Annotated in this window: 23 protein-coding genes; 10 read left to right on the forward strand and 13 right to left on the reverse strand. The window is 69.9% G+C overall.

The window, feature by feature from the left end; translation table 11 throughout:
• Nucleotides 1-31 precede the first annotated feature (31 nt).
• Nucleotides 32-877, reverse strand: coding sequence for an ATP phosphoribosyltransferase (gene hisG / locus BAY61_RS17055; RefSeq protein ID WP_091805059.1), 846 nt, complete (start codon nt 875-877; stop codon nt 32-34).
• 60 nt (nt 878-937) lie between these two features.
• Entirely contained in the window at nt 938-1,201 is a 264-nt protein-coding gene (locus BAY61_RS17060) for a phosphoribosyl-ATP diphosphatase (protein ID WP_091805062.1), read from the reverse strand.
• A 152-nt stretch (nt 1,202-1,353) separates the two neighbouring features.
• Here BAY61_RS17060 and BAY61_RS17065 point away from each other — a divergent pair, with 152 nt between their 5' ends.
• Nucleotides 1,354-2,160 carry a class I SAM-dependent DNA methyltransferase gene (locus tag BAY61_RS17065; protein WP_091805065.1) on the forward strand — a complete coding sequence of 269 codons (807 nt, stop codon included), beginning with the start codon at nt 1,354-1,356 and terminating at the stop codon, nt 2,158-2,160.
• A gap of 13 nt (nt 2,161-2,173) precedes the next feature.
• Here BAY61_RS17065 and BAY61_RS17070 read toward each other — a convergent pair whose 3' ends face one another.
• Entirely contained in the window at nt 2,174-2,860 is a 687-nt protein-coding gene (locus BAY61_RS17070; RefSeq protein WP_256328051.1) for an HAD family hydrolase, read from the reverse strand.
• Nucleotides 2,861-3,309: 449 nt separating this feature from the next.
• On the opposite strand from BAY61_RS17070, the gene BAY61_RS17075 reads away from it, so the two are divergent.
• Together BAY61_RS17075 and BAY61_RS17080 are read left to right on the forward strand one after the other, a co-directional pair.
• Nucleotides 3,310-4,191: a PAC2 family protein gene (locus tag BAY61_RS17075; RefSeq protein ID WP_091805068.1), complete on the forward strand. Its 882-nt coding sequence runs from the start codon at nt 3,310-3,312 to the stop codon at nt 4,189-4,191.
• The gene (locus BAY61_RS17080) at nt 4,188-5,324 is read left to right on the forward strand and encodes an MFS transporter (RefSeq protein WP_338061473.1); all 1,137 of its coding nucleotides are present in this window, start codon (nt 4,188-4,190) and stop codon (nt 5,322-5,324) included. The genes BAY61_RS17075 and BAY61_RS17080 overlap by 4 nt, the downstream gene beginning before the upstream one ends.
• Before the next feature lie 7 nt (nt 5,325-5,331).
• On the opposite strand, the gene BAY61_RS17085 is transcribed toward BAY61_RS17080, so the two are convergent.
• Nucleotides 5,332-5,916, reverse strand: coding sequence for a TetR/AcrR family transcriptional regulator (locus tag BAY61_RS17085; protein ID WP_091805347.1), 585 nt, complete (start codon nt 5,914-5,916; stop codon nt 5,332-5,334).
• 159 nt (nt 5,917-6,075) lie between these two features.
• Between BAY61_RS17085 and BAY61_RS17090 the strand changes: the two genes are divergently transcribed.
• On the forward strand, nt 6,076-6,939 hold the full coding sequence (locus BAY61_RS17090; protein WP_091805074.1) for an NAD(P)H-binding protein: 864 nt from the start codon (nt 6,076-6,078) through the stop codon (nt 6,937-6,939).
• A gap of 7 nt (nt 6,940-6,946) precedes the next feature.
• On the opposite strand, the gene BAY61_RS17095 is transcribed toward BAY61_RS17090, so the two are convergent.
• Genes BAY61_RS17095 through BAY61_RS17105 form a run of 3 tightly spaced genes read right to left on the reverse strand, consistent with a single transcriptional unit; the run spans nt 6,947 to nt 9,612 of the window.
• Nucleotides 6,947-7,771, reverse strand: coding sequence for a metallophosphoesterase family protein (locus BAY61_RS17095; protein WP_091805349.1), 825 nt, complete (start codon nt 7,769-7,771; stop codon nt 6,947-6,949).
• A 30-nt stretch (nt 7,772-7,801) separates the two neighbouring features.
• Nucleotides 7,802-9,028, reverse strand: a complete 1,227-nt coding sequence (locus tag BAY61_RS17100; protein ID WP_091805077.1) for an MFS transporter — start codon at nt 9,026-9,028, stop codon at nt 7,802-7,804.
• A complete protein-coding gene (locus BAY61_RS17105) occupies nt 9,025-9,612 on the reverse strand; it encodes a winged helix-turn-helix domain-containing protein (protein WP_091805080.1) in 588 nt (195 codons plus the stop codon). Before BAY61_RS17105 ends, BAY61_RS17100 begins: the two co-directional genes overlap by 4 nt.
• A gap of 213 nt (nt 9,613-9,825) precedes the next feature.
• Here BAY61_RS17105 and BAY61_RS17110 point away from each other — a divergent pair, with 213 nt between their 5' ends.
• Nucleotides 9,826-11,433 carry an ABC-F family ATP-binding cassette domain-containing protein gene (locus tag BAY61_RS17110; RefSeq protein WP_091805352.1) on the forward strand — a complete coding sequence of 536 codons (1,608 nt, stop codon included), beginning with the start codon at nt 9,826-9,828 and terminating at the stop codon, nt 11,431-11,433.
• Between the two features lie 7 nt (nt 11,434-11,440).
• Here BAY61_RS17110 and mshC read toward each other — a convergent pair whose 3' ends face one another.
• Both mshC and BAY61_RS17120 read right to left on the reverse strand, forming a co-directional pair.
• The gene (mshC, locus tag BAY61_RS17115; protein WP_091805083.1) at nt 11,441-12,679 is read right to left on the reverse strand and encodes a cysteine--1-D-myo-inosityl 2-amino-2-deoxy-alpha-D-glucopyranoside ligase; all 1,239 of its coding nucleotides are present in this window, start codon (nt 12,677-12,679) and stop codon (nt 11,441-11,443) included.
• Between the two features lie 9 nt (nt 12,680-12,688).
• Nucleotides 12,689-13,300: a TetR/AcrR family transcriptional regulator gene (locus tag BAY61_RS17120; RefSeq protein ID WP_091805086.1), complete on the reverse strand. Its 612-nt coding sequence runs from the start codon at nt 13,298-13,300 to the stop codon at nt 12,689-12,691.
• Nucleotides 13,301-13,392: 92 nt separating this feature from the next.
• On the opposite strand from BAY61_RS17120, the gene BAY61_RS17125 reads away from it, so the two are divergent.
• Complete coding sequence (locus tag BAY61_RS17125; RefSeq protein WP_091805089.1) at nt 13,393-14,766, forward strand: cytochrome P450; 1,374 nt, start codon at nt 13,393-13,395, stop codon at nt 14,764-14,766.
• Between the two features lie 6 nt (nt 14,767-14,772).
• Here the strand turns inward: BAY61_RS17125 and BAY61_RS17130 are convergent, their stop codons facing one another.
• The gene (locus tag BAY61_RS17130; RefSeq protein ID WP_091805092.1) at nt 14,773-16,746 is read right to left on the reverse strand and encodes a vWA domain-containing protein; all 1,974 of its coding nucleotides are present in this window, start codon (nt 16,744-16,746) and stop codon (nt 14,773-14,775) included.
• A gap of 2 nt (nt 16,747-16,748) precedes the next feature.
• Nucleotides 16,749-18,149 (reverse strand): ATP-binding protein, encoded by a 1,401-nt coding sequence (locus tag BAY61_RS17135; RefSeq protein WP_091805094.1) that lies wholly within the window; start codon nt 18,147-18,149, stop codon nt 16,749-16,751.
• Nucleotides 18,150-18,215: 66 nt separating this feature from the next.
• On the opposite strand from BAY61_RS17135, the gene BAY61_RS17140 reads away from it, so the two are divergent.
• A complete protein-coding gene (locus tag BAY61_RS17140; RefSeq protein WP_091805355.1) occupies nt 18,216-19,040 on the forward strand; it encodes a hypothetical protein in 825 nt (274 codons plus the stop codon).
• Between the two features lie 12 nt (nt 19,041-19,052).
• Here the strand turns inward: BAY61_RS17140 and BAY61_RS17145 are convergent, their stop codons facing one another.
• Nucleotides 19,053-20,108 (reverse strand): ferrochelatase, encoded by a 1,056-nt coding sequence (locus tag BAY61_RS17145; protein WP_091805097.1) that lies wholly within the window; start codon nt 20,106-20,108, stop codon nt 19,053-19,055.
• Nucleotides 20,109-20,220: 112 nt separating this feature from the next.
• Here BAY61_RS17145 and BAY61_RS17150 point away from each other — a divergent pair, with 112 nt between their 5' ends.
• The 3 genes from BAY61_RS17150 to BAY61_RS17160 all read left to right on the forward strand — a co-directional run bounded on the left by BAY61_RS17150 (nt 20,221) and on the right by BAY61_RS17160 (nt 22,517).
• Entirely contained in the window at nt 20,221-20,796 is a 576-nt protein-coding gene (locus tag BAY61_RS17150) for a TetR/AcrR family transcriptional regulator (RefSeq protein WP_091805099.1), read from the forward strand.
• A gap of 76 nt (nt 20,797-20,872) precedes the next feature.
• Nucleotides 20,873-22,042, forward strand: coding sequence for a Cmx/CmrA family chloramphenicol efflux MFS transporter (locus tag BAY61_RS17155; protein WP_091805102.1), 1,170 nt, complete (start codon nt 20,873-20,875; stop codon nt 22,040-22,042).
• A gap of 52 nt (nt 22,043-22,094) precedes the next feature.
• Entirely contained in the window at nt 22,095-22,517 is a 423-nt protein-coding gene (locus tag BAY61_RS17160; protein ID WP_091805105.1) for a nuclear transport factor 2 family protein, read from the forward strand.
• 37 nt (nt 22,518-22,554) lie between these two features.
• On the opposite strand, the gene fabI is transcribed toward BAY61_RS17160, so the two are convergent.
• Nucleotides 22,555-23,322, reverse strand: a complete 768-nt coding sequence (fabI, locus tag BAY61_RS17165) for an enoyl-ACP reductase FabI (RefSeq protein ID WP_091805108.1) — start codon at nt 23,320-23,322, stop codon at nt 22,555-22,557.
• Nucleotides 23,323-23,357 lie beyond the last annotated feature (35 nt).

Here is a 23,357-nt window from a genome sequence, read left to right on the forward strand (position 1 = left end):
GTACCGCACCCGGGGCGGAGTCAGTCGCTCGTCACAGCCTGCAAGACCGGATGTCGGAGGCGAGAATCGCGCGTGCCCCGACGGCCGCCAGCTCGTCCATCACCAGGTTCACCTGCTTGCGCGACACCATGGCGCGCACCGCGACCCAGTCCGCGTGCGCCAGCGGCGCCACGGTGGGCGACTCCAGTCCCGGCGTGATCGCCATGGCCTGCTCCAGCAGCGTCCTGGGGCAGTCGTAGTCGAGCATCATGTACTGCTGCGCGAAAACGACGCCCTGAAGCCGCGCCGCGAGCTGGTCGATCGGCTTCGACTCACCCGCACCGGCGCGGTGCACCAGCACCGCCTCGGACACGCAAATCGGATCACCGAACGCGATGAGCTCGTGTTGCCGCAGGGTCCGGCCGGAGCCGACGACGTCGGCGATCGCGTCGGCGACGCCGAGCTGCACCGAGATCTCGACCGCTCCGTCGAGCCGGATGACCTCCGCCTCGATTCCCTGCCTGGCGAGGTCGTCGCGCACGAGCCGGGGATAGGAGGTGGCCAGCTTCTTGCCGTGCAGGTCGGCCGGCTTCCAATCGTGACCGGCCGGCGCGGCGTAGCGGAAGGTGGAACCGCCGAAGCCCAGTGCCAGCTTCTCCGCCACCGGGGCACCGGAGTCGAGCGCGAGATCCCTTCCCGTGATGCCGAGATCCAGCTCGCCCGAGCCGACGTAGATCGGGATGTCCTTGGGCCGCAGGAAGAAGAACTCGACCTCGTTGACCGGGTCGAGCACGGTCAGGTCACGCTGCTCATGTCGCTGGCGGTATCCGGCTTCACCGAGCATCTCGGACGCAGGCCCTGCCAGCGCACCCTTGTTCGGCACCGCGACACGCAGCATGGTGACTTTTCTCCTCCTTGTTCGTGCTCTCGTCGACTGCTTGGTGAGCCGAGAGCGTGCTCACAAATAGCGGTAGACGTCCTCCGTCGAGACGCCCCGCCCCAGCATCAGTACCTGGACGCGGTACAGCAACTGAGATATCTCCTCGGCGAGCCGCTCGTCGGATTCGTGCTCGGCCGCTATCCAGACCTCACCGGCTTCTTCCAGCACCTTCTTGCCCTGGGCATGCACCCCAGCCTCCAGCGCGGCGACGGTTCCCGACCCCTCGGGGCGGGTGCGTGCGCGTTCGGCCAACTCGGCGTACAGCTCGTCGAAGGTCTTCACGTGGTGAATCCTTCCATCCGCCGGTGGTGCACGATCGAGCGGGCTTGACGGCGCGCGCATACCGCCATACGGGGCTGTTGACTTGGCACGAGAAATCCACTTTGCTGATTTGCTGGTAGGCAACCACAAATCGAAAACGGGAAGGTCGTGGTATGACAAACAGGAGGTTACCCGACGGAAACAACGTTCCACCGACGGCGCATCCCACCAAGCTTCGCATCGAACTCCCCGAGCCGTCCGACCGATTCGATCAGGACTCCGAGTTTTGTCTGGTCGAGATCGACGGAACCTGGCAGAAGATCCGCTTCCACGACTACGACCGGATCTTCGCGATTCCGGGACTATACGAGCAACTCTTCCACGATATTTTGGACTGCCGTTCTCCCGACGTGGTCGGAAAGCTGCTCAAGGAGGAGATCCAGCGGGACAACGTGGACGCCTCTTCGTTGCGAGTGCTGGATCTCGGGGCCGGAAACGGTCTCGTCGCCGAACAGTTGCGCACGGTCGGCGCGGGCTATCTGTTCGGCGTCGACATCATCCCGGAAGCACGGCACGCGGCGCTGCGTGACCGGCCGGAGGTCTACGACGAGTACCTTGTCGCCGACCTGACGGCGCTTTCCGGACAGGACACGGCTTCGCTGAGCCAGAGCCGGTGCAACACCCTGTCCTGCGTGGCGGCGCTCGGCTACTCCGACATCCCGCCATCGGCGTTCAGGGCCGCCTTCAACTTCATCAGCGACGGCGGCTGGATCGCTTTCACCATCAAGGACCGGTTCCTGTCCGACGAGGACACCTCGGGCTTCGCGAAGCTCATCGAGCGCTGCCAGGAGGCGGGAGTGCTCCAGGTGCGCTCTTCGGAACGTTACCGGCACCGGCTCAATGTCGGCGGAGAGCCGCTGCACTACGTGGCACTCGTGGGAACCAAGCAGGCCGACATCCCCGCCGACCTCGTGCACTGACCCACCAGGCCACTCAGGACGCGCGCGCCAGCTCCGCGAGCGCGGGCGCGTCGAGGCCGACGAGCGAGGCACGGAACAGTCGCCGTACCCCGGGCTCGACAACGACGTCATTGGGCACGACGAGCACAGTGCAACCGGCAGCGACCGCCGATTCGGTACCCACCGGCGAATCCTCGACCGCGACGCACTGCCGCGGATCCGCGGCAAGCAACCGCGCGGCCCGCAGATATGGCTCGGGGTGCGGCTTGTTCAGCCCGCCGACCTCGTCACCGCACACGGTGACGGTAAAGAATTCCCTGCCGATCGTGTTGAGCGCGAGTTCGGTCAGCGCGCGTTCGGTGGAGGTGACCAGCGCACACGGGATGTCCGCCTCGCGGATCGCGACAAGCGCCTCCCTCGCCCCCGGGCGCCACGGCAGTTCGTCGGCGAAAAGGGCTGCGGTGCGTTCCCTGATCCAGCCCGCGACCTTCGCGACCGCCTCGGCGCTCTCCGCGTTGCCCGTGACGGCGAGCAGATAGCGAGTCGTGGCGTCCATATTGGACCCGATGAGAGAGAACCGCTGCTCGGCCGTCAGCTCACCACCGAGCCGGGCGGCTGTCTCGTAGAGGGCCATGTCCCACAGTTTCTCGGAATCGACCAGGGTTCCGTCCATGTCCCACAGTACGGCGGCTGGGCCGTCCACAACGGACGGTCGGTTCACGTTCGCTCCTTGAGGTCGAGATGGACGTCGATTTCGTTCCGAGCACAACCGGTATTCCCGGAAAATGTCCCGCCGATTCGCGGCGCCGGAGCGAAGAGCGTCCCCGAGAATACTTTCCGAGATCAGCGGATCGCTCCCCGGAAAAACCACTTCCGGCCGATGAAACGCGATTCCCGCCGGTTCCGGGCCCGCCAGGGTGACCGAGGTTGTCGTTCTCGTTTCCGGCGATGGTGAAGCGGGTCACCTCGTCCGCCGCGCGCGAGAGCCGGACGCCGCCGGACGCGTGCGACGGCGGCGGGACCGGAGGTGCTGGCATGGTGCCCAGCCTACGGCCGGGCGCGGAGTGACCGCCGGGGCTCAGGGGACGACCGCGCTGCGTGAGGGACACGCGTACGGTGCGTACCCGGCTGCGGCCCACGGCGCTAGCGCACTGGCCGTAGGCTGGGCGTGTGAGCAAGCCCTCCGACGAAGCACTGGATCACCATTCCGAGCTCAAACCGGTCATGGTCGTCGCTTTTGAAGGCTGGAACGACGCAGGCGACGCGGCGAGCACGGCGATCGAGCATCTCCAGCTCAACTGGGACGCCAAGCCACTGGCCGAGCTCGACCCCGACGACTACTACGACTTCCAGGTCAGCAGACCGACGGTCAAGATGGTCGAGGGTGTCACGAGGAGGGTCGAGTGGCCGACGACCCGGCTCGCCGTGTGCAGACCAGAGGGTTTCGACAGGGACATCGTCCTCGTGCAGGGCCCCGAGCCCAACCTGAGGTGGCGGGCCTTCTGCGCGGAGCTGCTGGAACACATCGAACAGCTGGAGATTTCGACCGTGGTGACCCTCGGCGCGCTGCTCGCCGACACCGCGCACACCCGTCCCGTTCCGGTGACCGGCACCGCCTACGACGCCGAGGCTGCCGCGCGTTTCGGCCTCGAACGCAATCGTTATCAGGGCCCGACCGGCATCGTCGGCGTGCTCCAGGACTGCTGTGTCCAGGCCGGTGTTCCCGCCGTTTCGGTGTGGGCGGCCGTCCCGCACTACGTGTCGCATCCGCCTTCGCCCAAGGCCACGCTCGCGCTGCTGCACAAGCTGGAGGACGTGCTGGACGTGGAGATCCCGCTCGGCGCGCTGCCCGAACAAGCCGAGGAGTGGCAGCGCACGGTCACCGAGATGGCCGAGGAGGACGAGGAGATCAGCGAGTACGTGCGCAGCCTTGAGGAGCGCGGCGACGCCGAGATCACCCTCGACGAGGCAAGCGGCGACAAGATCGCCGCCGAGTTCGAACGCTATCTGCGCAGGCGAAGGCCGGACGGGCCCGGCTCGGCAGGGCACTGAACACCGGGGGCGGCGGGCCTGGGCGCGGCCCGCTCTACGTCGGTGCGCTGCTGGGACCGTTCGGCGGCGGTGTCGTCGCCGCGATCCTGCCCGAGCTCGGGCAGAGTTTCGCCGTCTCCCCCTCGGTCGCCGCCTCGTCGGTGACGGTCTACCTGCTTCCCTTCGCCGGGCTGATGCTGGTGTCGGGGACGCTCGGGGAACGCTGGGGCCCCGGCAGGACCATCCGGCTGGCCTACGTCACCTATGCCGTCGCCGCGGTCGTCGCCGCGCTGGCCCCGTGGTTCTGGCTGTTCCAGGTGTCGCGGGGCGTACAGGGCGCGGCCAACGCGTTCACGCTGCCGTTGCTGATGGCGAAGCTCACCGCCGGTATGCCTCCGGCGCGGCTCGGCAGGGCACTCGGTCTCTTCGGCGCGATGCAGGCACTGGGCCAGACGTCGGCACCGCTGGTGGGAGGACTGGCCGCGGAGCTGAACTGGCGCCTGGCCTTCGCCGGGATCGCCGTGGTGGGCGTGGTGCTCGCGCTGTGCCCGATGCCGCCCGACCGGCCGAGCGAGGACGCCGCGCCGCCACGGCTGCGTGATTCGTGGCGGAAGGCGATCCTGCTGCCCGGCGTCGTCGCGCTGATCGGCTGGGCGTGCCTTTCCGGGATGTCCTTTCTCGTGGCGTTCCGGCTTGAGGACGCGTTCGGGCTGAGCTCGGGGCTGCGCGGGCTGGTGCTGACGGGGTTCGGGATCGCTGGTTTCCTCACCGCGGGAATGGTGGGCAGGATCGCCGACCGGTTCGGGGCAAGGCTCTCGGCCACGGTGGGGCTGCTGGCCGGTGCGCTGTGCCTTGCCGCGATCGGGCTGTTCGGCTCTCTTCCGGCGGCCGCGACGAGCTGGGCGCTGGCCGGACTGTGCGGGCAGCTCGTGATGGTCGCCGTCAACATGACGGTGCTGGCGGGCGGCGACCGGGGCAGAGGGGGCGCCATTTCGGTCGTGCAGGCCATGCGGTTCGTCGGGATGGCGGCGGCGCCCGCCGTGTTCACCGCGCCCTACCACCAGGACGCGCTACTCGGCTTCGGTATCCCGGCGACGTTGCTGGTCGCGGTCGTTCCCTTCACGGTAGTGCTCGGCAGGAAGCCGCCTGAGTAGCGCGTCGTCAGCCGGACCCGCGGATTCCGTCCAGAAGGTACGTCGTCCGGCGGTCGTAGTCGTCCCTGGCCGGCCGCTCGCCGTGCTTGAGAGCGAGGGCGTTGTCGACGACGAGCGCGTGAAGGTCGCCCGCCGTGAACTCGGGGCGCAGCGCGCCGGAGGCCCGCGCCGCCGCGACGACTTCGTCGTTGGCCTCGCTTCCGACGCGGCAGATCTCCATGAGCTGCCGCGAGTGCGGATACGTCCGCAGCAGGACGTCGTTGACGGCGGGCTGGCGGTACTGGAGGTCGCGGAGCGCGGTCAGGTAGTGCGCGATCCGCTCGCCCGCGTCATCGATGGTCCTGGCGTGGTCGATGACGGCGAACAGCTCCGTCGCGACGACCTCTTCGATGACGGCCTCGATGAGGCCGATCCGGCCGCCGAACCGGTTGAAGATCGTCGCCTTGCTCACCCCAGCCGCCGCGGCGACCTCCTCCAGCGGCACCGTCAGACCCCGCCCCTGGAAAGCACCGATCGCGGCTGAGCGGATCTGCTCGGAATTGCGCCTGGCGTCGGCACGCAGCCGCGATCGCGAAGGCACCGCACCGGTCAAGGTCCTCACCGTCTTTCATCACCGCTCGTCGCCGGAATTTGACCTGCCAGGTCAGTTTACCTACCGTTGCGGTCGGACACGAAACTGACTCACATGGTCAGGTTATGGTTCCGTCCGTCACCAGGACGGACACCGGGTGAATACAGGAAGGTCACGAACATGATCGTTGTCACCGGCGCCACCGGCGGACTGGGCGGTGCCACCGTCGAACACCTCCTCACGCGCGTACCCGCCGACCGGATCGGCGTCAGCGTCCGTGATGCCGCCAAGGCGCGGCACCTCGCCGACCGCGGCGTCCGGGTGCGGCGGGGTTCCTACGAGGATCCGGCCGCGCTTCGTGAGTCCTTCGCCGGTGCCGAGCAGGTACTGCTGGTGTCCGGAAACGACCCGGCCGCCGACGTGGCCGCCCTGCATCGCGGTGCCATCGAGGCCGCCGTCGCGGCGGGCGCCCAGCGGATCCTCTACACGAGCCAGCAGGGCGCCGTCCCCGGCAATCCGTACCGGCCGTCGGAACCACACGTCGCCACCGAGGCGTTCCTCGCGGAGTCCGGAGTGGCCTGGACGGCACTGCGCAATGGCGCCTACGGCACGCTTGACCAGGTTCTGGGCCCGTGGCGGCGGACAGGGCGGATCGCCCAGCCCGCGGACGGTCCTGTCCCGTATGCCGATCGGGCCGACGTGGCCGAGGGCACCGCGGTCATTCTCGCCGGTGACCGCTCCTTCGACGGCCCGGTCACCCTCACCGCGCCAACCGCCGTCACCTTCGACGAGGTCGCCACGATCGCGTCCGGCCTGACCGGTCGCACCATCGAGCGCGTCGTCGTGGACGACGAACAGTGGGTCGCCGACCAGATCGCGAGCGGAGCCGGTGAGCCGATGGCCCGGTTACTGCTCTCCTGGTACCAAGCCGCTCGCGCGGGCTACTTCGCCGAAGCCGACCCCCTGCTCGCCGAACTCCTCGGCCGACAGCCGCGCGATATCGCCGACCGGCTCGCCGCCGAGGGCACCGACAGCGCCAGGTGAGGCCGGTTCACAGCAGCGCGCGCATGGGCACCGCTCCCCTCGCCCGCTTGCGCCATTCGCGGGGATAGCCGAGTGACACCTCCTCGAAGCGCACCCTGTCGTGGTAGGTGGTGCGGGGAATGTGCAGGTGCCCGTACACGGCGACCTCGGCCCGGAACCGCAGATGCCAGTCGGCGGTCTCCTTGGTGCCGCACCACATCGCGAACTCCGGGTAGTGCAGCGGCGCGGTCGGGTGCCGGTGCAGCGGCCAGTGCGACATGAGGACCGTGCCGTGATCGGCGGGGATCGCGGCGAGTTTCTTCTCGGTCAGTTCGAGCCTGCTGGCGCACCACCGCGCTCTGCTTTCGAAAGGGTCGGCGTGCAGCAGGTATTCGTCGGTGCACACGACGCCCGCTTCCCTCGCCTGCCGCATCGCCTCCTCAAGCGGCACGTCCTCGGCCGAGGGGGTTCGCCAGGTGTAGTCGTAGAGCAGGAACAGCGGCGCGATCGTCAGCGGGCGGGCGCCGTGGCGCCACACCGGGAACTCGTCCTCGGGAGTGAGCACGCCGATGGCGCGGCAGCGGCGGACCAGTTCGTCGTAGCGGTCCTTGCCGCGGTGGGTGTCCGGGTCCTTCACGGTCGTCCACAGTTCGTGGTTGCCGGGAACCCACACCACGGTGGCGAACCGCTCGCGCAGCACCGCCAGCGTGTCCACGACGGCGGACATGCGTTCCCCGACGTCGCCGACGACGAGCAGCCAGTCCTCCGCCGACGTCGGCTGGATCCGGTCGACGAGCGGCGCGTTGCCTTGGTGGGTGACATGCAGGTCGCTCGTGGCATACAGGGTCGGCACGACCCCCACGGTATCCCGCGACCGGCCTCATCAGGCCCGCGAAGTGACCGGCGTCCGCTTCGCCGCCCTGTGCCCCGCGAGCGCGATCAGACCGGCGACGAGGAGCAACCCGGCCTGGACGTTGAGCAGGCCGCCGAGGCCGACGGTCCCGGCGAGCCAGCCCGCCGTGAGCATGCCAGCCACGTTGCCGGCCGCCCCCACCGCGAAGGCGGTGCTGAGCACCCTTCCGGTCAGCGCGGGCGCGCTCCCGGTCTGCAACAGCGACAGCATCCCGGTGTTGAGCACGACGCCCGGTGCCCCGACGACGATGAAAAGGCCCACGTACACGCCGAGCGCGACGGTGAGCGCCGGGCCGTTCCAGATCACGAACGAGATGATCGCGAAAGCCAGCACTCCCCAGCCGAACAGCGCACCGGGAACGAGCCGCCTGCCGAGCACGGCCAGCACCGCACCGGCGGCGAGCCCGCCGATGGCTTGGACCCCGCGCAGCAAGCCGACCTCGGCCTCCCCTCCGCCGAGCGGTCCGGTGACGAACAGGACGAACAGCAGCAGGAACATGCCCTGCGCGCAGGAGATGAGCACGATCACGACGCCGGTCACGCGCAGCCGGGTGTCGCGGATGAACTCACCAAGGCCCTCCAGCCACGACCGCAGTGCCCCTGTCCGCTCGCCCGGCTCGGTCGCCGGAACGAGGTGCGGGAACGGTGCGACGAGCAACGCCACGGCGCAGCCGGTCGTGACGAGGTAGGCCGCCACGACCGACGACAGGCCACCCGTCGCGAGCACGACTCCGCCGAGCCACGCTCCGGCCAGCCTGGCGAGCGTGGCGTTGAGCCCGATCAGGGCGTTCGCCGTGGTCACGTCGGCGGCACCGACGAGGCTGGGTACGAGCGCGTTGCGGGCGGGCTCGATCACCGACGCGATCGCGGCCTGTGCACCCATCACGACGTACAGCAGCACCAGCGCGCCGTTCGTACCGAGCGCGAGCAACGGCAGCGCCGCCGCGCACTGGCCCGCGCACGCGCACAACAGGACCAGCCTGCGGTCGAACCGGTCGGCGAGCACTCCGGCGACCGGGCTGAGCAGGACCGCGGGCAGCAGACCGAGCACCATCGTCGCCGCCGTCGAGGCCGCCGATCCGGTCAGCGCGTACACCTGTAGCGGGAGCGCGACCTGCAAAATCCACTCACCGACCTCGGAGAAGAAGGTCGCCGACCACAGCCTGGCGAAGTCCCGTTGCCCCAGCGGAGTTCTCATGCGCTGGGCGTTCCGTCGGCGTCGAATCTCAGGAACGCCCTGAGGCCGAGGTAGACCGGCCGCGCGTCGTCGGGCACCTCGGTGCGCACGGTGCTGACATACGGCCGGATCAGCGCGTCGACCTGTTCGATGAGGCCGGTGAGTTCCTCGGCCGTGAGACGCAGGCCGTAGCGGTTGACGGCCATCGCGTCGCGCCACGGCTCCGGCACGGTCTCCAGCGCGTCGAGCGCCCGCCGTGTGAGCGTCTGTTCCTCGGTGAGGTTCGCGCCGAGCATGCCCAGGTGGGCCGTGTGGCTCGCCGAGCCGGGATCGACGGCGCCGAAGTCGAGCCCGACCTGACTGGCGCGCCACGGCCGTTCCCTCGCGTTGTCCCCTTCCACGCGCTCGACGAGCCCGAACTCGGCGAGCTGGCGCAGATGCCAGCTGCAATTGGAGGCCGTCGCGCCGACGGCCTCCGCGCACTGGGTCGCGGTGCGCGGGCCTGCCGACATCAGGTAGCCGAGTACTTCCGTGCGCAGCGGATGAGCCAGCGCCCTCATCAGTTCGGCGTCCCTCACCCTGCGGCGTTCCGGTAGCGCGGCCATGCTCACTCCAACGTGAAAGAGTTCTTTCGAAAGATTCCCTTCATATTGGGCCACATGCTTCCGCTGGTCAAGGCTCCGCGATAAATCGGTGGCCCGGCGGACTGCCCCCGGTTAGGCTTGGCGGATCATGAAGAGCTGACACCGAGTCCGCGCCCGTTTCCGGAGGCCGCTGCCCCGCGGGCGCCCTTTCCTACCCAGGACCGGTGGTGCCTTCTGCCTTCACGTCTTTCTCTTCATGCCAGGGATCTCCACTTCGCCTACGGCGACAAGATCGTCTTCTCCGGCGTCGATCTCACCGCGAGCGCGGGACACCGCGTCGGCCTCGTCGGCGAGAACGGCATCGGCAAGTCCACGCTGCTGCGGCTGCTCGCCGGTATCGAGCACGCGCAGGCCGGCACCGTCGAGGGCGGTGGGGACATCGGGTTCCTCGACCAGGAACTGCCCTATCCGGCCGAAGCGACCGTCGCGGACGTGGTCGACGACGCGCTGGCCGACATCAGGAAAGCGGCGCTGCGGCTCGACGAACTCGGTGCCAGGCTCGCGGAGCATCCCGACGACACCGCGGCACTCCAGGAGTACGGGCTGGTGCTCGACTGGGCGCAGACCCACGACCTGTGGGACGCCGACCGGCGCGCCACGCTGGTCCGCACGGGACTCGGGCTCGGCGACATCGCCACCAGCAGGCAACTGGACAGCCTCTCCGGCGGGCAACGGTCCCGGCTCGCGCTCGCCGCGCTGCTGATCAGGCAACCGGAGACGCTGCTGCTCGACGAACCGACCAACCATCTCGACGACGCCGCGCTGGAGTTCCTGCAACGGCATCTGGCCTCGCTGCCGGGAATCGTGCTGTTGTCCTCCCACGACCGGGTTTTCCTCGACGCCGTGTGCACCGGCATCGTCGACCTCGACCCAGCGCTGGGTGGCCCCTCCCGCTACGGCGGGCGCTACTCCGACTACCTCGCGGCCAAACGCGCCGAGCGCGCCCGCTGGGAGCAGCGGTTCGCCGAGGAACAGGACGAGCTGCGCGGGCTGCGCCACGACGTCGCCGTCACCGCTCGCGACATCAACCACGACAGGGGGCCCACCGACAACGCGAAGATGGCCTACGACTTCAAGACCGGCAGGGTGCAGCGGCAGATCTCGCGCAGGGTGCGCAACGCACGGCAACGCCTCGCCGAACTGGAACGCGACCAGGTACGCAAACCACCGGCACCGCTGCGGTTCGCCGCGCGACTGACCGCGGCCAACGGCGAGCCGGCCGCTACCGGACTCGCGTTGTCGGTCCGCGACATCGAGGTCTCGGGCAGGCTTCGGCTCGACCGGCTCGATGTCGGTGCGTCGGCCAGGCTCCTGGTGACCGGAGGCAACGGTTCGGGCAAGTCGACGCTGCTCGCCGTTCTGGCCGGGCGGCTGGCTCCGTGCGGCGGGGTGGTGCACCGCGCGCCCGGAGTCAGGATCGGGTTGCTGGATCAGGACACGACCTTTCCCGATCCGGGCAGGTCACCGATCGCGCTCTACGCGGCGGCGGCCGGGCCAGGGGCGCCGGAGCTGCGGACCCTCGGGCTGCTGCCGCCGAGCGACCTCGAACGCCCGGTCGGTGCCTTGTCGGTGGGCCAGCGGCGCAGGCTCGCGCTCGCGATCCTCGCCGCCGACCCACCGGACGTGCTGCTGCTCGACGAGCCGACCAACCACATCTCGCTCACGCTGGCCGAGGAGCTGTTCACGGCGCTGGACGAGGCGCCGGGAGCGGTGGTCGTCGCCTCCCACGACCGGTGGCTGCGCCAGGGCTGGCCCGGCACGCACCTGGCGCTGGCGAGCTAGCGGTGCACTACAGGGAGATACCCAGCAAGGCATCGACGGCGGCGGCGATCTCGGAAGGAGCGTTCCCATCGGTTCCTTCGCGCCGCAGCGCCTCGGCCGCCCACGCGTCCAGCGCGGCGAGCGCGGCCGGGGTGTCGAGATCGTCGGCGAGATGGTCGCGCACCCGCGCGATCACCTCGCCGGTGGCGGGCCCCTCGGACAGCGCCACGGCGTCCCGCCACCTGGCCAGCCTCGCCCGCGCGTCCGCCAGCAGCGAGCCGGTCCACGCCCTGTCCTCGCGGTAGTGGCCCGCGAAGAGGGCGAGCCGGATCGCGGCCGGTTCGACCCCTTCGGACCTGAGCTTGGACACGAACACGAGGTTGCCCTTGGACTTCGACATCTTCTCGCCGTCGAGGCCGATCATTCCGGCGTGCACGTAGTGCCGCGCGAAGGGATGACTTCCGGTCAGCGCCTCGGCGTGCGCCGCGCTGAACTCGTGATGCGGGAAGGCGAGGTCCGACCCACCGCCCTGGATGTCGAATCCGAGGCCGAGCCGGTTGACCGCGATCGCGCTGCACTCGATGTGCCAGCCCGGCCTGCCCGGTCCCAGGTCCGATTCCCACGAAGGCTCGCCGTCCCTCGCCGCGCGCCACAGCAGCGCGTCGAGCGGGTCCCGCTTGCCGGCACGGCCGGGATCACCGCCTCGCTCGCCGAACAGCGCGGCCATGGTCGCCTCGTCGTAGCGGGATTCGTAGCCGAACCGGCCCGTGAACGAGCGGTCGAAGTACACGTCGGGGTACTCGGGATCGTCGACCCGGTAGGCGGCGCCCTCGGCCAGCAGCTTGCCGATCACCTCGACGATCTCCGGAATGGTCTCGACCGCGCCGACGTAGTCGCGTGGCGGCAGCAGCCGCAGCGCCTCCATGTCCTCACGGAACAACGCGGTCTCGCGCATCCCGAGCACGACCCAGTCGTCCTGGTCGCGCTCGGCGCGTTCCAGCAACGGGTCGTCGATGTCGGTGACGTTCTGCACGTAGTGCACGTCGTGGCCCGCGTCGAGCCACTGCCGGTACACCAGGTCGAAGGCGAGGTAGGTCGCGGCATGCCCGAGGTGGGTGGCGTCGTAGGGCGTGATGCCGCAGACATACATCCTGGCGACCTTGCCAGGCGAGGTCGGCCTGACCTGACCGGCAGCGGTGTCGTACAGCCGCAGGGGCCGTGGTGTTCCAGGGATACGGGGCACGGCTACCGATGACCAAGTCTGCATATCTCAACCCTAAGCCGGATCTCCCCCTGTCTTCCCGGCTGGTGGGAACGAGACCGACCACATGGACATCAGCCCCGCCATCAGTTCCTCTGCCGTCGGCGCGTCCTCGCTGTCCAGCAGCCATTGCACGGAAAGCCCGTCGCACACGGCTATGACGAAACTCGCCACGGCCCTGCATCGGGGATCCTCGGCCGACGTGCCGTCGCCGAGCGATTCCGCGACGAGCGCGGAAACCCTGCTCCGGCACGCGCGGTACTGCCCGGCGAATTGTTCCCGCAGGACCGGTGTCCGCTCAGCCTGCGCGAGCGCCTCAAGGTAGGACAGCAGCAGTTTGCGTTTCCTGGTGAGGCTGCCCAGCAGCGCGGCCCAGGTCACGTGCCCCCGCTCGACGGGGGAAGCGGTGGGATCGGCCATCGCCAGTTCGGCCAGCTGCTGGGTCCACTCCTCGAACACCTCGCCGATCGCGGCGTTGAGCAGGCCGGCCTTCGAGCCGAAGTGGTAGCCGATCGAGGCGAGATTGGTGCCGGACACCGCGACGAGGTCGCGCGTGGTGATGTGCGCGTATCCCTTCTCCTCCAGCAAGTGCCGCGCCGCGGCGAGGAGATCGTCCCGGTGACTCACCCGCTCAGCCTACCGGCCAGATCGTCAGGCTGGACACACGATCTATACGGGCGTATAAATCGGGCGGGTCGTCGTCACGCGAAGGAGCGCCCATGCCCACATCGCATCCGCACTCCCCCGCCTCACCTACCCGGCCTCCGGATTCCCCGGCCCCCGTGACGACGCGACCGCTGCCTGGCCCCCGGCTTCCGCTCGCGGTACAGACCATGTTGTTCGGCAGCCTGCGGCATCGCTGGCTGCCCTGGCTGCGGCGCCGCCACGGCGACGTCATCGCCTTGCGGATCTATCCCGAACGTTCCGTCGTGCAGCTCGCCGACCTCGACCACATCCGCACCGTCTTCGGCGGCTCGCCCGAGCTGTTCCACGCGGGCGAGGGCAACGTGATCCTCAAGCCCGCCATGGGCGAGCATTCGGTACTGCTCACCGACGAGAACGTCCACAAGAGGGCCCGCAAGCTGCTCATGCCCGCGTTCAACGGGGCCGCGCTGCGCGGCTACCGCGGCATGATCGAGGAGCTGACGGAGCGGGAAGTCGGCCGCTGGCCGCGCGGCGTCGCGTTCTCCTCGCACCAGCGCATGCAGGCACTGACGCTGGAGATCATCCTGCGCGTGGTGTTCGGCGTCTCCGAGGGACCACGGCTCACCGAACTGCGGACGCTGCTGCGGCGCATCGTCGACGTCGGCCCTGTCGACCTGCTCGGCTGGCACAACCCGGGCCTGCAACGGTTCGGGCCGTGGCGCCGGTACGCCCTCACCCAGCGCAGGGTCGACGCGCTGCTGTACGCCGAGATCGCCGACCGGCGCGCGGCAGGCGACCTCACCGGGCGCGACGACGTGCTGTCGCGGCTGCTCACGGTGCCCCCGGCCGAGCCGGGCACCGATTCGGCGGGTCTGTCCGACGCCGAACTCAGGGACCAGCTCATCACCCTGCTGCTCGCGGGGCACGAGACCACCGCGACCGCGCTGGCGTGGGCTTTCCACGAACTGGCCCGCGATCCGGCGACCCTGCGCGCGGCGACGCGGGCGGCCGACGACGGCGACGAGGGCTACCTCGAAGCCGTCGCCAAGGAATCGATGCGCCTGCACCCGGTGATCTCCGAGGTGGCCCGCAAACTCACCGCCGACGTCGAGATCGGCGGGTACCGCATTCCGGCGGGGCACACGGTGATGCCCTCGATCGCGATGGTCCACCACGATCCGGCTCACCACGCCGATCCGCTCGCCTTCCGCCCCGAGCGGTTCACCGGCGGTGGCCCCGCCGCCGGAACGTGGTTTCCCTTCGGCGGCGGCGTTCGCCGTTGCCTCGGCGCCGGTTTCTCGCTGCTGGAGGCCTCCGTGGTGCTGCGCGCCGTGCTGTCCCGGTACCACCTGAGCCCCGACAGGGCGCGGCCGGAACGGCCCAAGGCCCGCAACATCACCACGGTCCCCGCCCGTGGAGCCCGCGTCGTGGTGAGCGCCCGTACCTGAGCGTCGCTATCGCCTTCTGCTCCGGAGGTAGTCGCCGACGACGGCGGCGCCGAGGCCATCCAGGCCGGGGGCGACGACCCTGCCGTTCCCCCTTCTGGCCAGCAGGTCGAGGAATTCCGCGAGCCTGGGGTCGTCACCGAGCCGGAACACGGTCAGCGCGGTGCCCAGCTTCGCCAGCCTGTCCACTTCGGACAGAGTTTTGACCAGGGTGCGTTCCGTCGGCGGATAGTCGAACTCGGCGGCACCGTCGGATTCCAGATGCGCGGTCGGCTCGCCGTCGGTCACCATCAGCACCACCGGCTGCGCGTCGGGATTGCGGCGAATATGCCGCCCCGCCAGCAACAGCGCGTGGTGTGCGTTGGTGCCTTGTTCCCACACGCCGTCGAGACCGACCAGCTCGGCCAGCTCGACCTCGCGCGCGTAGCGGCCGAAGGTGATGAGCCGCAACGCGTCACCCCTGAACCTGGTGGCGATGAGCTGGTGCAGGGCCAGCGCCGTCCTTTTCATGGGCAGCCACCGTCCCTCCTGCACCATCGACCACGACGTGTCGACGCACAGCGCGACGGCGGCCCTGGCCCGGTGCTCGGTTTCCACTACCTCCACATCGGACACGTCGAGCCGGACGGCAGCCGTCTCGCGTGCCGGGTCCATGGCGGTGCGCAGCACGGCGTTGCGCACCGTCCTGGACACCGCCCACGGCTGGGTGTCACCGAAGCGCCAGGCCCGCGTACCGCCGGTCGGCTCGCCAGCGGCGCCCGCCGAGGACACGTCCCGCTCACCGGGGCGGCCCCGCAGCGTCCGCACCACGTCGGCGAGCGCGGTCTCCCCCAGCTTGCGCAGTGCCTTCGGCGCGAGGCGCAACGAACCGTCCGGCGCGCGCTCGAACAATCCCTGCGCACGCAGTTGCTGCTCCAGTTCGGTGAGCCTGCGCGCGTCGACACCGGATTCCTCGCCGGTCTGGCGTTCGAGCGCTTCGAGGTCGATGTCTTCGAGGCGCGCACCGGGATAGCTCTGCGACAGTTGCTCGGCGAGCGCGTCGAGTTCGGCGAGGTCGGTCATCGCCCGCACCCCCTCACCGAGGCCGAGCGGATCGTCACCTCGGAACCTCGCCGCCGACGTCCAGTCCTCACCAGGGCGCAGCCCGCGCAACTGGGAATCCAAAGTAGACAGTTGATCGGCGATGCGCGGGTCACCGAAGGCCTGCTGGGACAGCTGCGCCAGCTCGGCTCTCTGTTCGGGGGTCATCGAGTTGAGCATGCGCGCGGCCGCGGCCGACCTGGCGGCGAGCACGTCGATGAGTTCTTCGACGGTGGCGGGGTTCTCCGGGAAGAACTCGCCGTGCCTGCGCATGAACTCGGCGAAGCGCTCCTCGATGTCGGCGAAGCCTTGTGCATGCGCCGACAGCAGCGCGTTGAGGTCGCCCAGCATCTGGTTGACCCGCTCGATGTCCTCCGGCGTGGTCGAGCGCAAGGCGTCCTTCATGCCCTCGAACCGGGATTCGAGCAGCTCCTTGCCGAGCAGTTCCCTGATGCGCTCGTAGTTACGCCGCCCGGTCTCGGACGTCCAGGGGTAGTCGGCGAGTTCGCGCACGGCCGCCGCCGTACCGGAGGGAAGAGCATCCAGCATCGCCTCGCGGAACCGCGCCTCGTCGGCCGGGTCGGGGAACAACGCCCCGCGTTCGGCCTCCAGTGCCTCGTCGAGCAGCGCCCGCACCTGCTGGAGGGTGCCGTCGAGATTGTGCCTTCGCTGGATTTCCGACCTGCGCTGCCACACGCGCCTGCTCAGCTCGTCAAGTCCGGCCGTGCGCGGCGTTCCCCTCCGCAGCAGCTCCTCAAGCGCCGACCTCGGCGACGAGCCTCCCATCACGTCGCGGCCGATCTCCTCGACCGCGTCCCTGAGATCGAACGGCGGCGCGAGCGGATCGGGGCCGCCGTGGTACGGCCCGTACGCGTAGCCTTCCGGCTCGGCTGGCGAGGTCATGGCTACGGTCCGTACACCGTCGTGCTGCCGTCGGCGTCCTTGGCGAGCTGACGGGACAGGTACAGCGATTCCAGTGCCAGCTCCACCGCGGCGGCGATCCGGCCGGGCGGGTCGTCGGCAGAAACACCAGCACGCTGGGCCACCTCGTGCAGCACGGGAAGCTCGGGCAGCGCCGAGAGCACCGCGGCGCCGGTGACCCGCTCGCCCGTGGCGACGAGATGCCCGTCGGCGACCGCCTCGGCCAGCGGACGCAGGTTCAGCCCGGCGAACCGGTCGCGTGCCGTCTCGGCGATCGCGCGGCGCAGCAGGTGCACCAGATGCTCGGTTTCCCTTCCCTCCTCGCCGGGTTCGAACTCGATCTTGCCGCGCAGCACGGAGGGGACGGCGTCGAGATCGACCGGCCGTGCGATCGCCGGCCGCTCCCCCGTCAGCGCGGAACGGCGCAACGCCGCCGCGGCAACGGTTTCCGCCGCGGCGACGGCGAACCGCGCCGACACACCGGAACGCTGGTCGACGACGGAGGACTCGCGCAGGTTGCGCACGAACCGGGCAAGTACCTCCAGCAGCGGATCGTTCACCTCGGCCACCAGATCCGCCTCCTGCCGGACGACGCCGACCTCGGCGTCGAGCTCCAGCGGGTAGTGCGTGCGGATCTCGGCGCCGAACCGGTCCTTGAGCGGGGTGATGATGCGGCCCCTGTTGGTGTAGTCCTCGGGGTTGGCCGTCGCGACGAGCAGCACGTCGAGCGGCAGCCGCAGGGTGTACCCGCGAACCTGGATGTCGCGTTCCTCCATGACGTTGAGCAACGCGACCTGGATGCGCTCGGCGAGGTCGGGCAGCTCGTTGAGCGCCACGATCCCCCGGTGGGCGCGCGGAACCAGACCGAAGTGGATGGTCTCCGGATCGCCGAGGCTTCGGCCCTCCGCGACCTTGACCGGATCGACGTCGCCGATGAGGTCGCCGACCGACGTGTCGGGGGTCGCGAGTTTCTCGGTGTAGCGCCGGTCCCTGTGCAACCAGGTCACCGGAAGGTCGTCACCCAGTTCTTCGGCCCGGCGCACCGTCGCGGGCGCGATCGGCCGCAGCGGGTGTTCCGCGAGTTCGGAACCCTCGACGACCGGCGTCCACTCGTCGAGCAGACCCGCGAGGGTGCGCAGCAGTCGCGTCTTTCCCTGACCGCGCTCGCCGAGCAGCACCACGTCGTGCCCGGCCAGCAGCGCGCGCTCAAGCTGGGGAAGGACCGTGCGCGAAAAGCCCACGATGCCCGGCCACGGGTCTCTTCCTTCTCGTAGCGCGGCGAGCAGGTTGTCTTTGATCTCGGCCTTGATGCCGCGCGGCGCGTATCCCGCGGCGCGCAACTCCCCCGCCGTGCGGGGCAGGTCCTGCGGTGGAGACGAAGTCACACCCCGAAGTTACTCACCGTCGCACCCCGCGTCGACGTGGACCAGCTCCAGGTACCCTCGATCTTCGTGTGCTGTCCCAGTGCGACCCTTGCTGTCTGGTCTTCGGCGTGGCTGCACGGAGCCGCCGCTTCCGACAACGCGCTCGACGCCTTACTCGCCTGGGGCGAGGAGCACGAGGTGGTCGCGGCCGACGAAACGGTGGCCGAGGTCTTCGATCTTCCGGTCACCGGAGCCGTGCCAACGGGCCCCGCTCAGGTGCTCACCTCGCTGCGGAAGCTGACCAGCGCACGGAGCCCCGGCGAGGCGCCTGCCGTGCGCCTCGTGCTTCCCGTTCCCGGTGACGTCAGGGGACTCGGCGGGGGCGGCGCGTTCACCGAGGCGGCGCTGCGAGCCGGCGAGGCGGTGGTGCTGTCAGGGCTGGGCCACGGCATCGTGCCGCAAGCCATCGCCGAAGGGCTGATGCGCTGGACGGTCTACCCGGTGGCCTCGGACATCGTGCCCGACTACGTGCCGCTGCCGGAGGCCGAGCACGCGCTGACCGACGCCATCAGGGACAGCGCGGGAGCGTTGCAGGAGCTGGACATCGCCAGCGACCGGCCAGGCGTGCGCGCCGAGTTGTCGGCGACGCTGCGGTCCCGGCCGCGCCCCGACTGGCCTTCGGGAACGCCGGGCAGGGCGTTGCGGGTGTTGCAGCGGGCCGAGGAGGTCGGCGCGATCCTGCTGCTGGCCAGCGCGGACGAGCCCGGAGGGGCGCTGTCGGCTTCTGCGGCGACCCGCAGGGCTCAGGCGCTGCGCCCGCTTTCCGAGGCGATCCGCACCGCGCGCTGCGCCGCCGTCAATGAGGCGGTACGGGTGTTCGCCGACCAGACCGGGCGCTCGCAGGGCGCCTGAACCAGCCCCCGGTCAGCCCGCCGAGGGGCGGCGGACCGGCTCGCAGCAGCCCACCGCGCAGGGCGCCCCGTTGACGGTGCATCCCGCCGAGGGGAAATGCGACAGCTTCCTCACCGGCGCGGCCGCGGTGTGCTCGCGGACCAGTTCGACCACCAGTTCGGCAAAGCGGGGGTCGCCGTTGGGGGTGGCCGAGCGCGCGAAACCCATGCCGAGTTCTCCCGCCCGCTGCGCGGCCTCGTTGTCGAGATCCCACACGACCTCAAGGTGGTCGGAGACGAACCCGATGGGGCACACCACGACGGCTCCGGTGCCCTTCGCGTGCAGCGCGTCGATGTGGTCGACGATGTCGGGTTCCAGCCATGGCACCTGGGGCGGGCCCGACCGTGACTGCCACACCACGTCGTGGTTCCCGACGCCCGCCTCGGCGGCGGCCAGCCTCGCCGCTTCGGCGACCTGCTCCGAATAGCGGTGGCCTCCGCTGCCGGGAGGCCCGGAAGCGGCATCGGCACTGTCCGGGATCGAGTGCGCGGTGAACACCGTGCGGATGGTCGCCGGGTCGTGCCTCGCCGCCAGCTCCGCGTGCGCGGCGCGCACACCGTCGGCGACGGCGGCGATGAACAGCGGATGGTCGAAGAACTGGCGCAGCTTCACCAGTTCGGGAGCGCCGGGGCCGAACGCGGCGCGCGCCCGCTCGATGTCCTCGTCGTACTGCCTGCACGCCGAGTAGCCGCCGTAGGCGCTGGTGGGGAACACCAGCGCGCGGCGGACACCGTCGGCGGCCATGCGCGCGAGCGTGTCCTCGACCATCGGATGCCAGTTGCGGTTGCCGAAGTACACCGGAAGGTCCATTCCGGCTCCGGCCAGTTCCTTCTCCACTGCCGCGATGGCGGTCTTGTTGAGCTGGTTGATGGGAGAGACGCCGCCGAAATGCTGGTAGTGCTCGGCCACCTCGGCGAGGCGGGCCGGGGGTACTCCCCTGCCCCTGGTGACGTTCTCCAGGAACGGCATGACCTCGCCGGGTCCTTCCGGCCCTCCGAAGGACAGCCACAACAACGCGTCGTAGTTCACGGGTTCATCCTCCCGCTGTGGCGGCCCGCACGCCGACCCGGGTGCGCAATAGTACGCACCACAGTTCGCACGTTTTGCACCGCACAGTCCAGAATGTGTTAGGGTCGACCTCATGGCACGCCCAAGGGAGTTCGACGAGCGGGTCGCCGTCGAGCGGGCGATGGAAGCCTTCTGGGCCAACGGCTACGAGGCGACATCGACCCAGCAGTTGTGCGAGGCGACCGGACTCGGCCGCAGCAGCATCTACAACACGTTCACGAGCAAGCACGAATTGTTCCGCGCGGCGCTGCGGCACTACGAGCGAACGACGAAGGACATGCGGGAGCAGATCCTCGGAACCGGGGAACCCATCAGGGACCGGCTGCGCACACTGCTCTCGGCGATGATCGACGACGAGTTCGCCAACGACCGGCGCGGCTGCCTCGCCATCAACAGCCTCATCGAGGTCGGCAAGCGCGACGAGGAGGTCGCCGCGCAACTGCGCGAGGACGTCGACGGGTTCGTGGCCGATCTCGCCGAGGCCATCGCGAGCGCCCAGCGCGACGGCGAGATCGACAAGGACAAGGATCCCCTCGCCCTCGCGAGGTTCGTCCACAGCACCGTGGGCGGCATCAGGATGACGATCCGGCTCGGCGTCGACCGGCACACGGTCGCCGACGTCGCCGAGGTCGCACTGGCCGCCCTGTAACCCTCTAGAGTCCCGGCCGCGCCGCCGGGACTTGCGCCGCGCTCATTTTGAACTGCACAATACAAAAGGGAGAGCCATGCCGTTGACGGTGTACGTGCTGGGCCTGAGCGTCTTCGCGCTCGGCACGTCCGAGTTCATGCTGGCAGGGCTGCTGCCCTCGATCGCGGCCGATCTCGGGGTGAGCATCCCCGACGCGGGCCTGCTGATCTCCGCCTTCGCCGTGGGAATGCTGGCTGGGGCGCCGCTGCTGGCCATGGCCACACACCGGCTGCCCCGCAGGACGACCTTGCTGGTCATGCTCGCCGTGTTCGCCGCGAGCCACGCGCTCGGCGCGCTGGCCCCCGGCTACGGCGCACTGTTCGTCTCCCGCGTCCTCGCCGCGCTGGCCTGCGCGGGTTTCTGGGCAGCGGCGGCGAGCACGACCATCGGCATCGTCGCGGCCAACCGCAGGGGCAGGGCGCTGGCGATCATCACGGGCGGACTGACCATGGCCACGGTCGCCGGTGTCCCGCTCGGCACGGCACTGGGCCAGCACGCGGGCTGGCGCGTGGCCTTCTGGGCCGTCGGCGGTGCCGCTCTGGTGGCGATGGTGGCTGTCGCGGTTTTCGTCCGGCCTACCGACCACCCCGGTGGCCGGGGACCGCTGACCACGGAACTGCGCGCCTACCGCCGCCCCGCGCTGTGGCTCGCGCTCGGGATCACCGCGCTGTCCACCGCCGCCATCACCGTCTGCTTCAGCTACCTTTCCCCGCTGTTCACCGACTCCATCGGCGGACCGGCCGCGGCCGTCCCGTGGGTGCTGGCGCTCTACGGCGCGGGGGCGCTCGCCGGAATCACCACCGGCGGCAGGTACGCCGACGCGCACCCCATCGGGACCATCACCGGCGGTGCGCTCATCGTCGTCGCCGCGCTGGCCGTACTGGCCACCGCGCCGCCGGTACCGGTCGCGCTCGCGACGATCACGGTGCTCGGCTTCGGTGGCTTCGCCGTCAATCCCGCCGTCAACGCCAGGGTGTTCGCGCTCGCCGAGAGCGCGCCCTCGCTCGCGGGCGCGAGCAACACCTCGGCGTTCAACGCGGGCATCGTCGTCGCGCCGTGGCTCGGCGGGCTCACCATCAACGCCGGATTCGGCTACCTCAGCGTCACCTGGCTCGGTATCGGCCTGGCCGCACTGACACTGGCGGCCACCGGCTGGGCCGCCCTCATCCAGCGCGCGAGCGTGCTCCCCGAACCGGTCGCCGCGTGACCCCACGCCCCGGCCACGCCAGAAAACCCGTTACGACACAAGGAGAATCGTCATGCCCGTCACCGAATCCACCAGCACGGCTCAGACCCGCGCCGTCGTCGAGGCCTTCGGCCGGCACGTGGCCGAAGGCGACTTCGCCGCGCTGCGCGCGCTGTTCGCCGACGAGGTCGACTTCGACATCCCCGGTGCCACCGGCGTAGTTCCGTGGATCGGCCACCGCACCACCGGTGAGGCGGCCACCGAGTTCTACACCACCCTCGACGACCATCTCGAACGCCAGCTCTACGTGACCGAGCACGTCTTCGCCGACGGTGAGCACGCCGTGCTCGTCGGCCACCTCAGGTCGAAGGTGCTCGCGACCGGCAGGCTCATCGAGACCCCGTTCTCGCTGCGCCTGACGGTCAGCGAGGGCCGCATCAACCGCCTGCTGATGCTGGAGGACAGCCACCTGGTCGCCGAGGCGACCAGGCGCTGAACCTCGCCGTCCTCACCGGCGCGGGCACGCCACCGGGCTACTGACCGGTGGCGTGCACCCCGCCGTCGACCATGATCATCGAACCGGTCGTAGCGGGCAGCCAGTCCGACAGCAACGCGCAGACGCTCTTGGCCACCGGCGTCGCGTCGGCGGTGTCCCAGCCCAGCGGCGCGCGATCGTCCCAGCCGTCCTCCAGCCCGGAGAAACCGGGAATCGACTTCGCGGCCATCGTCTTGAGCGGGCCTGCCGACACCAGGTTGACCCTGATGCCGTGCTCGCCGAGATCCCGCGCGAGGTAACGGTTCACCGACTCCAGCGCGGCTTTGGCGACACCCATCCAGTTGTAGGCAGGCCAGGCCACCCTCGCGTCGAAGTCCATGCCCACAATGGATGATCCGCGGCCCAGCAGCGGCAGCACCGCCCTCGCCAGCGACATGTACGAATACGCCGACACGTCGACGGCCTTGCTCACGTCCTCGCTCGGCGCGTCGAGGAACGGCGAGCCGAGACAGCTCGCGGGCGCGAACGCGATCGAGTGCAGCACCCCGTCGAGCCCGTCGACGTGCTCGCTGATCCTCGCGGGCAACGAGGCGAGCTGGTCGGTGTTCTGCACGTCCAGCTCAAGCACGGGCGCCGGTTCTGGCAGCCGCTTGGCGATGCGCTCGACGAGCGACATCCTGCCGAAGCCGGTGAGCACGACCTTCGCGCCCTGCTCCTGGGCCATCTTCGCGGCATGGAAGCCGATCGAGGCGTCGGTGATGATGCCGGTGATCAACAGCCGTTTACCTTCGAGCAGTCCGGACACGCTGTCCTCCAATTTCGGGAAACGTCAAGGGAGAG

Origin of the sequence: Prauserella marina (assembly GCF_002240355.1) — a bacterium.
Classification (GTDB): domain Bacteria; phylum Actinomycetota; class Actinomycetes; order Mycobacteriales; family Pseudonocardiaceae; genus Prauserella_A; species Prauserella_A marina.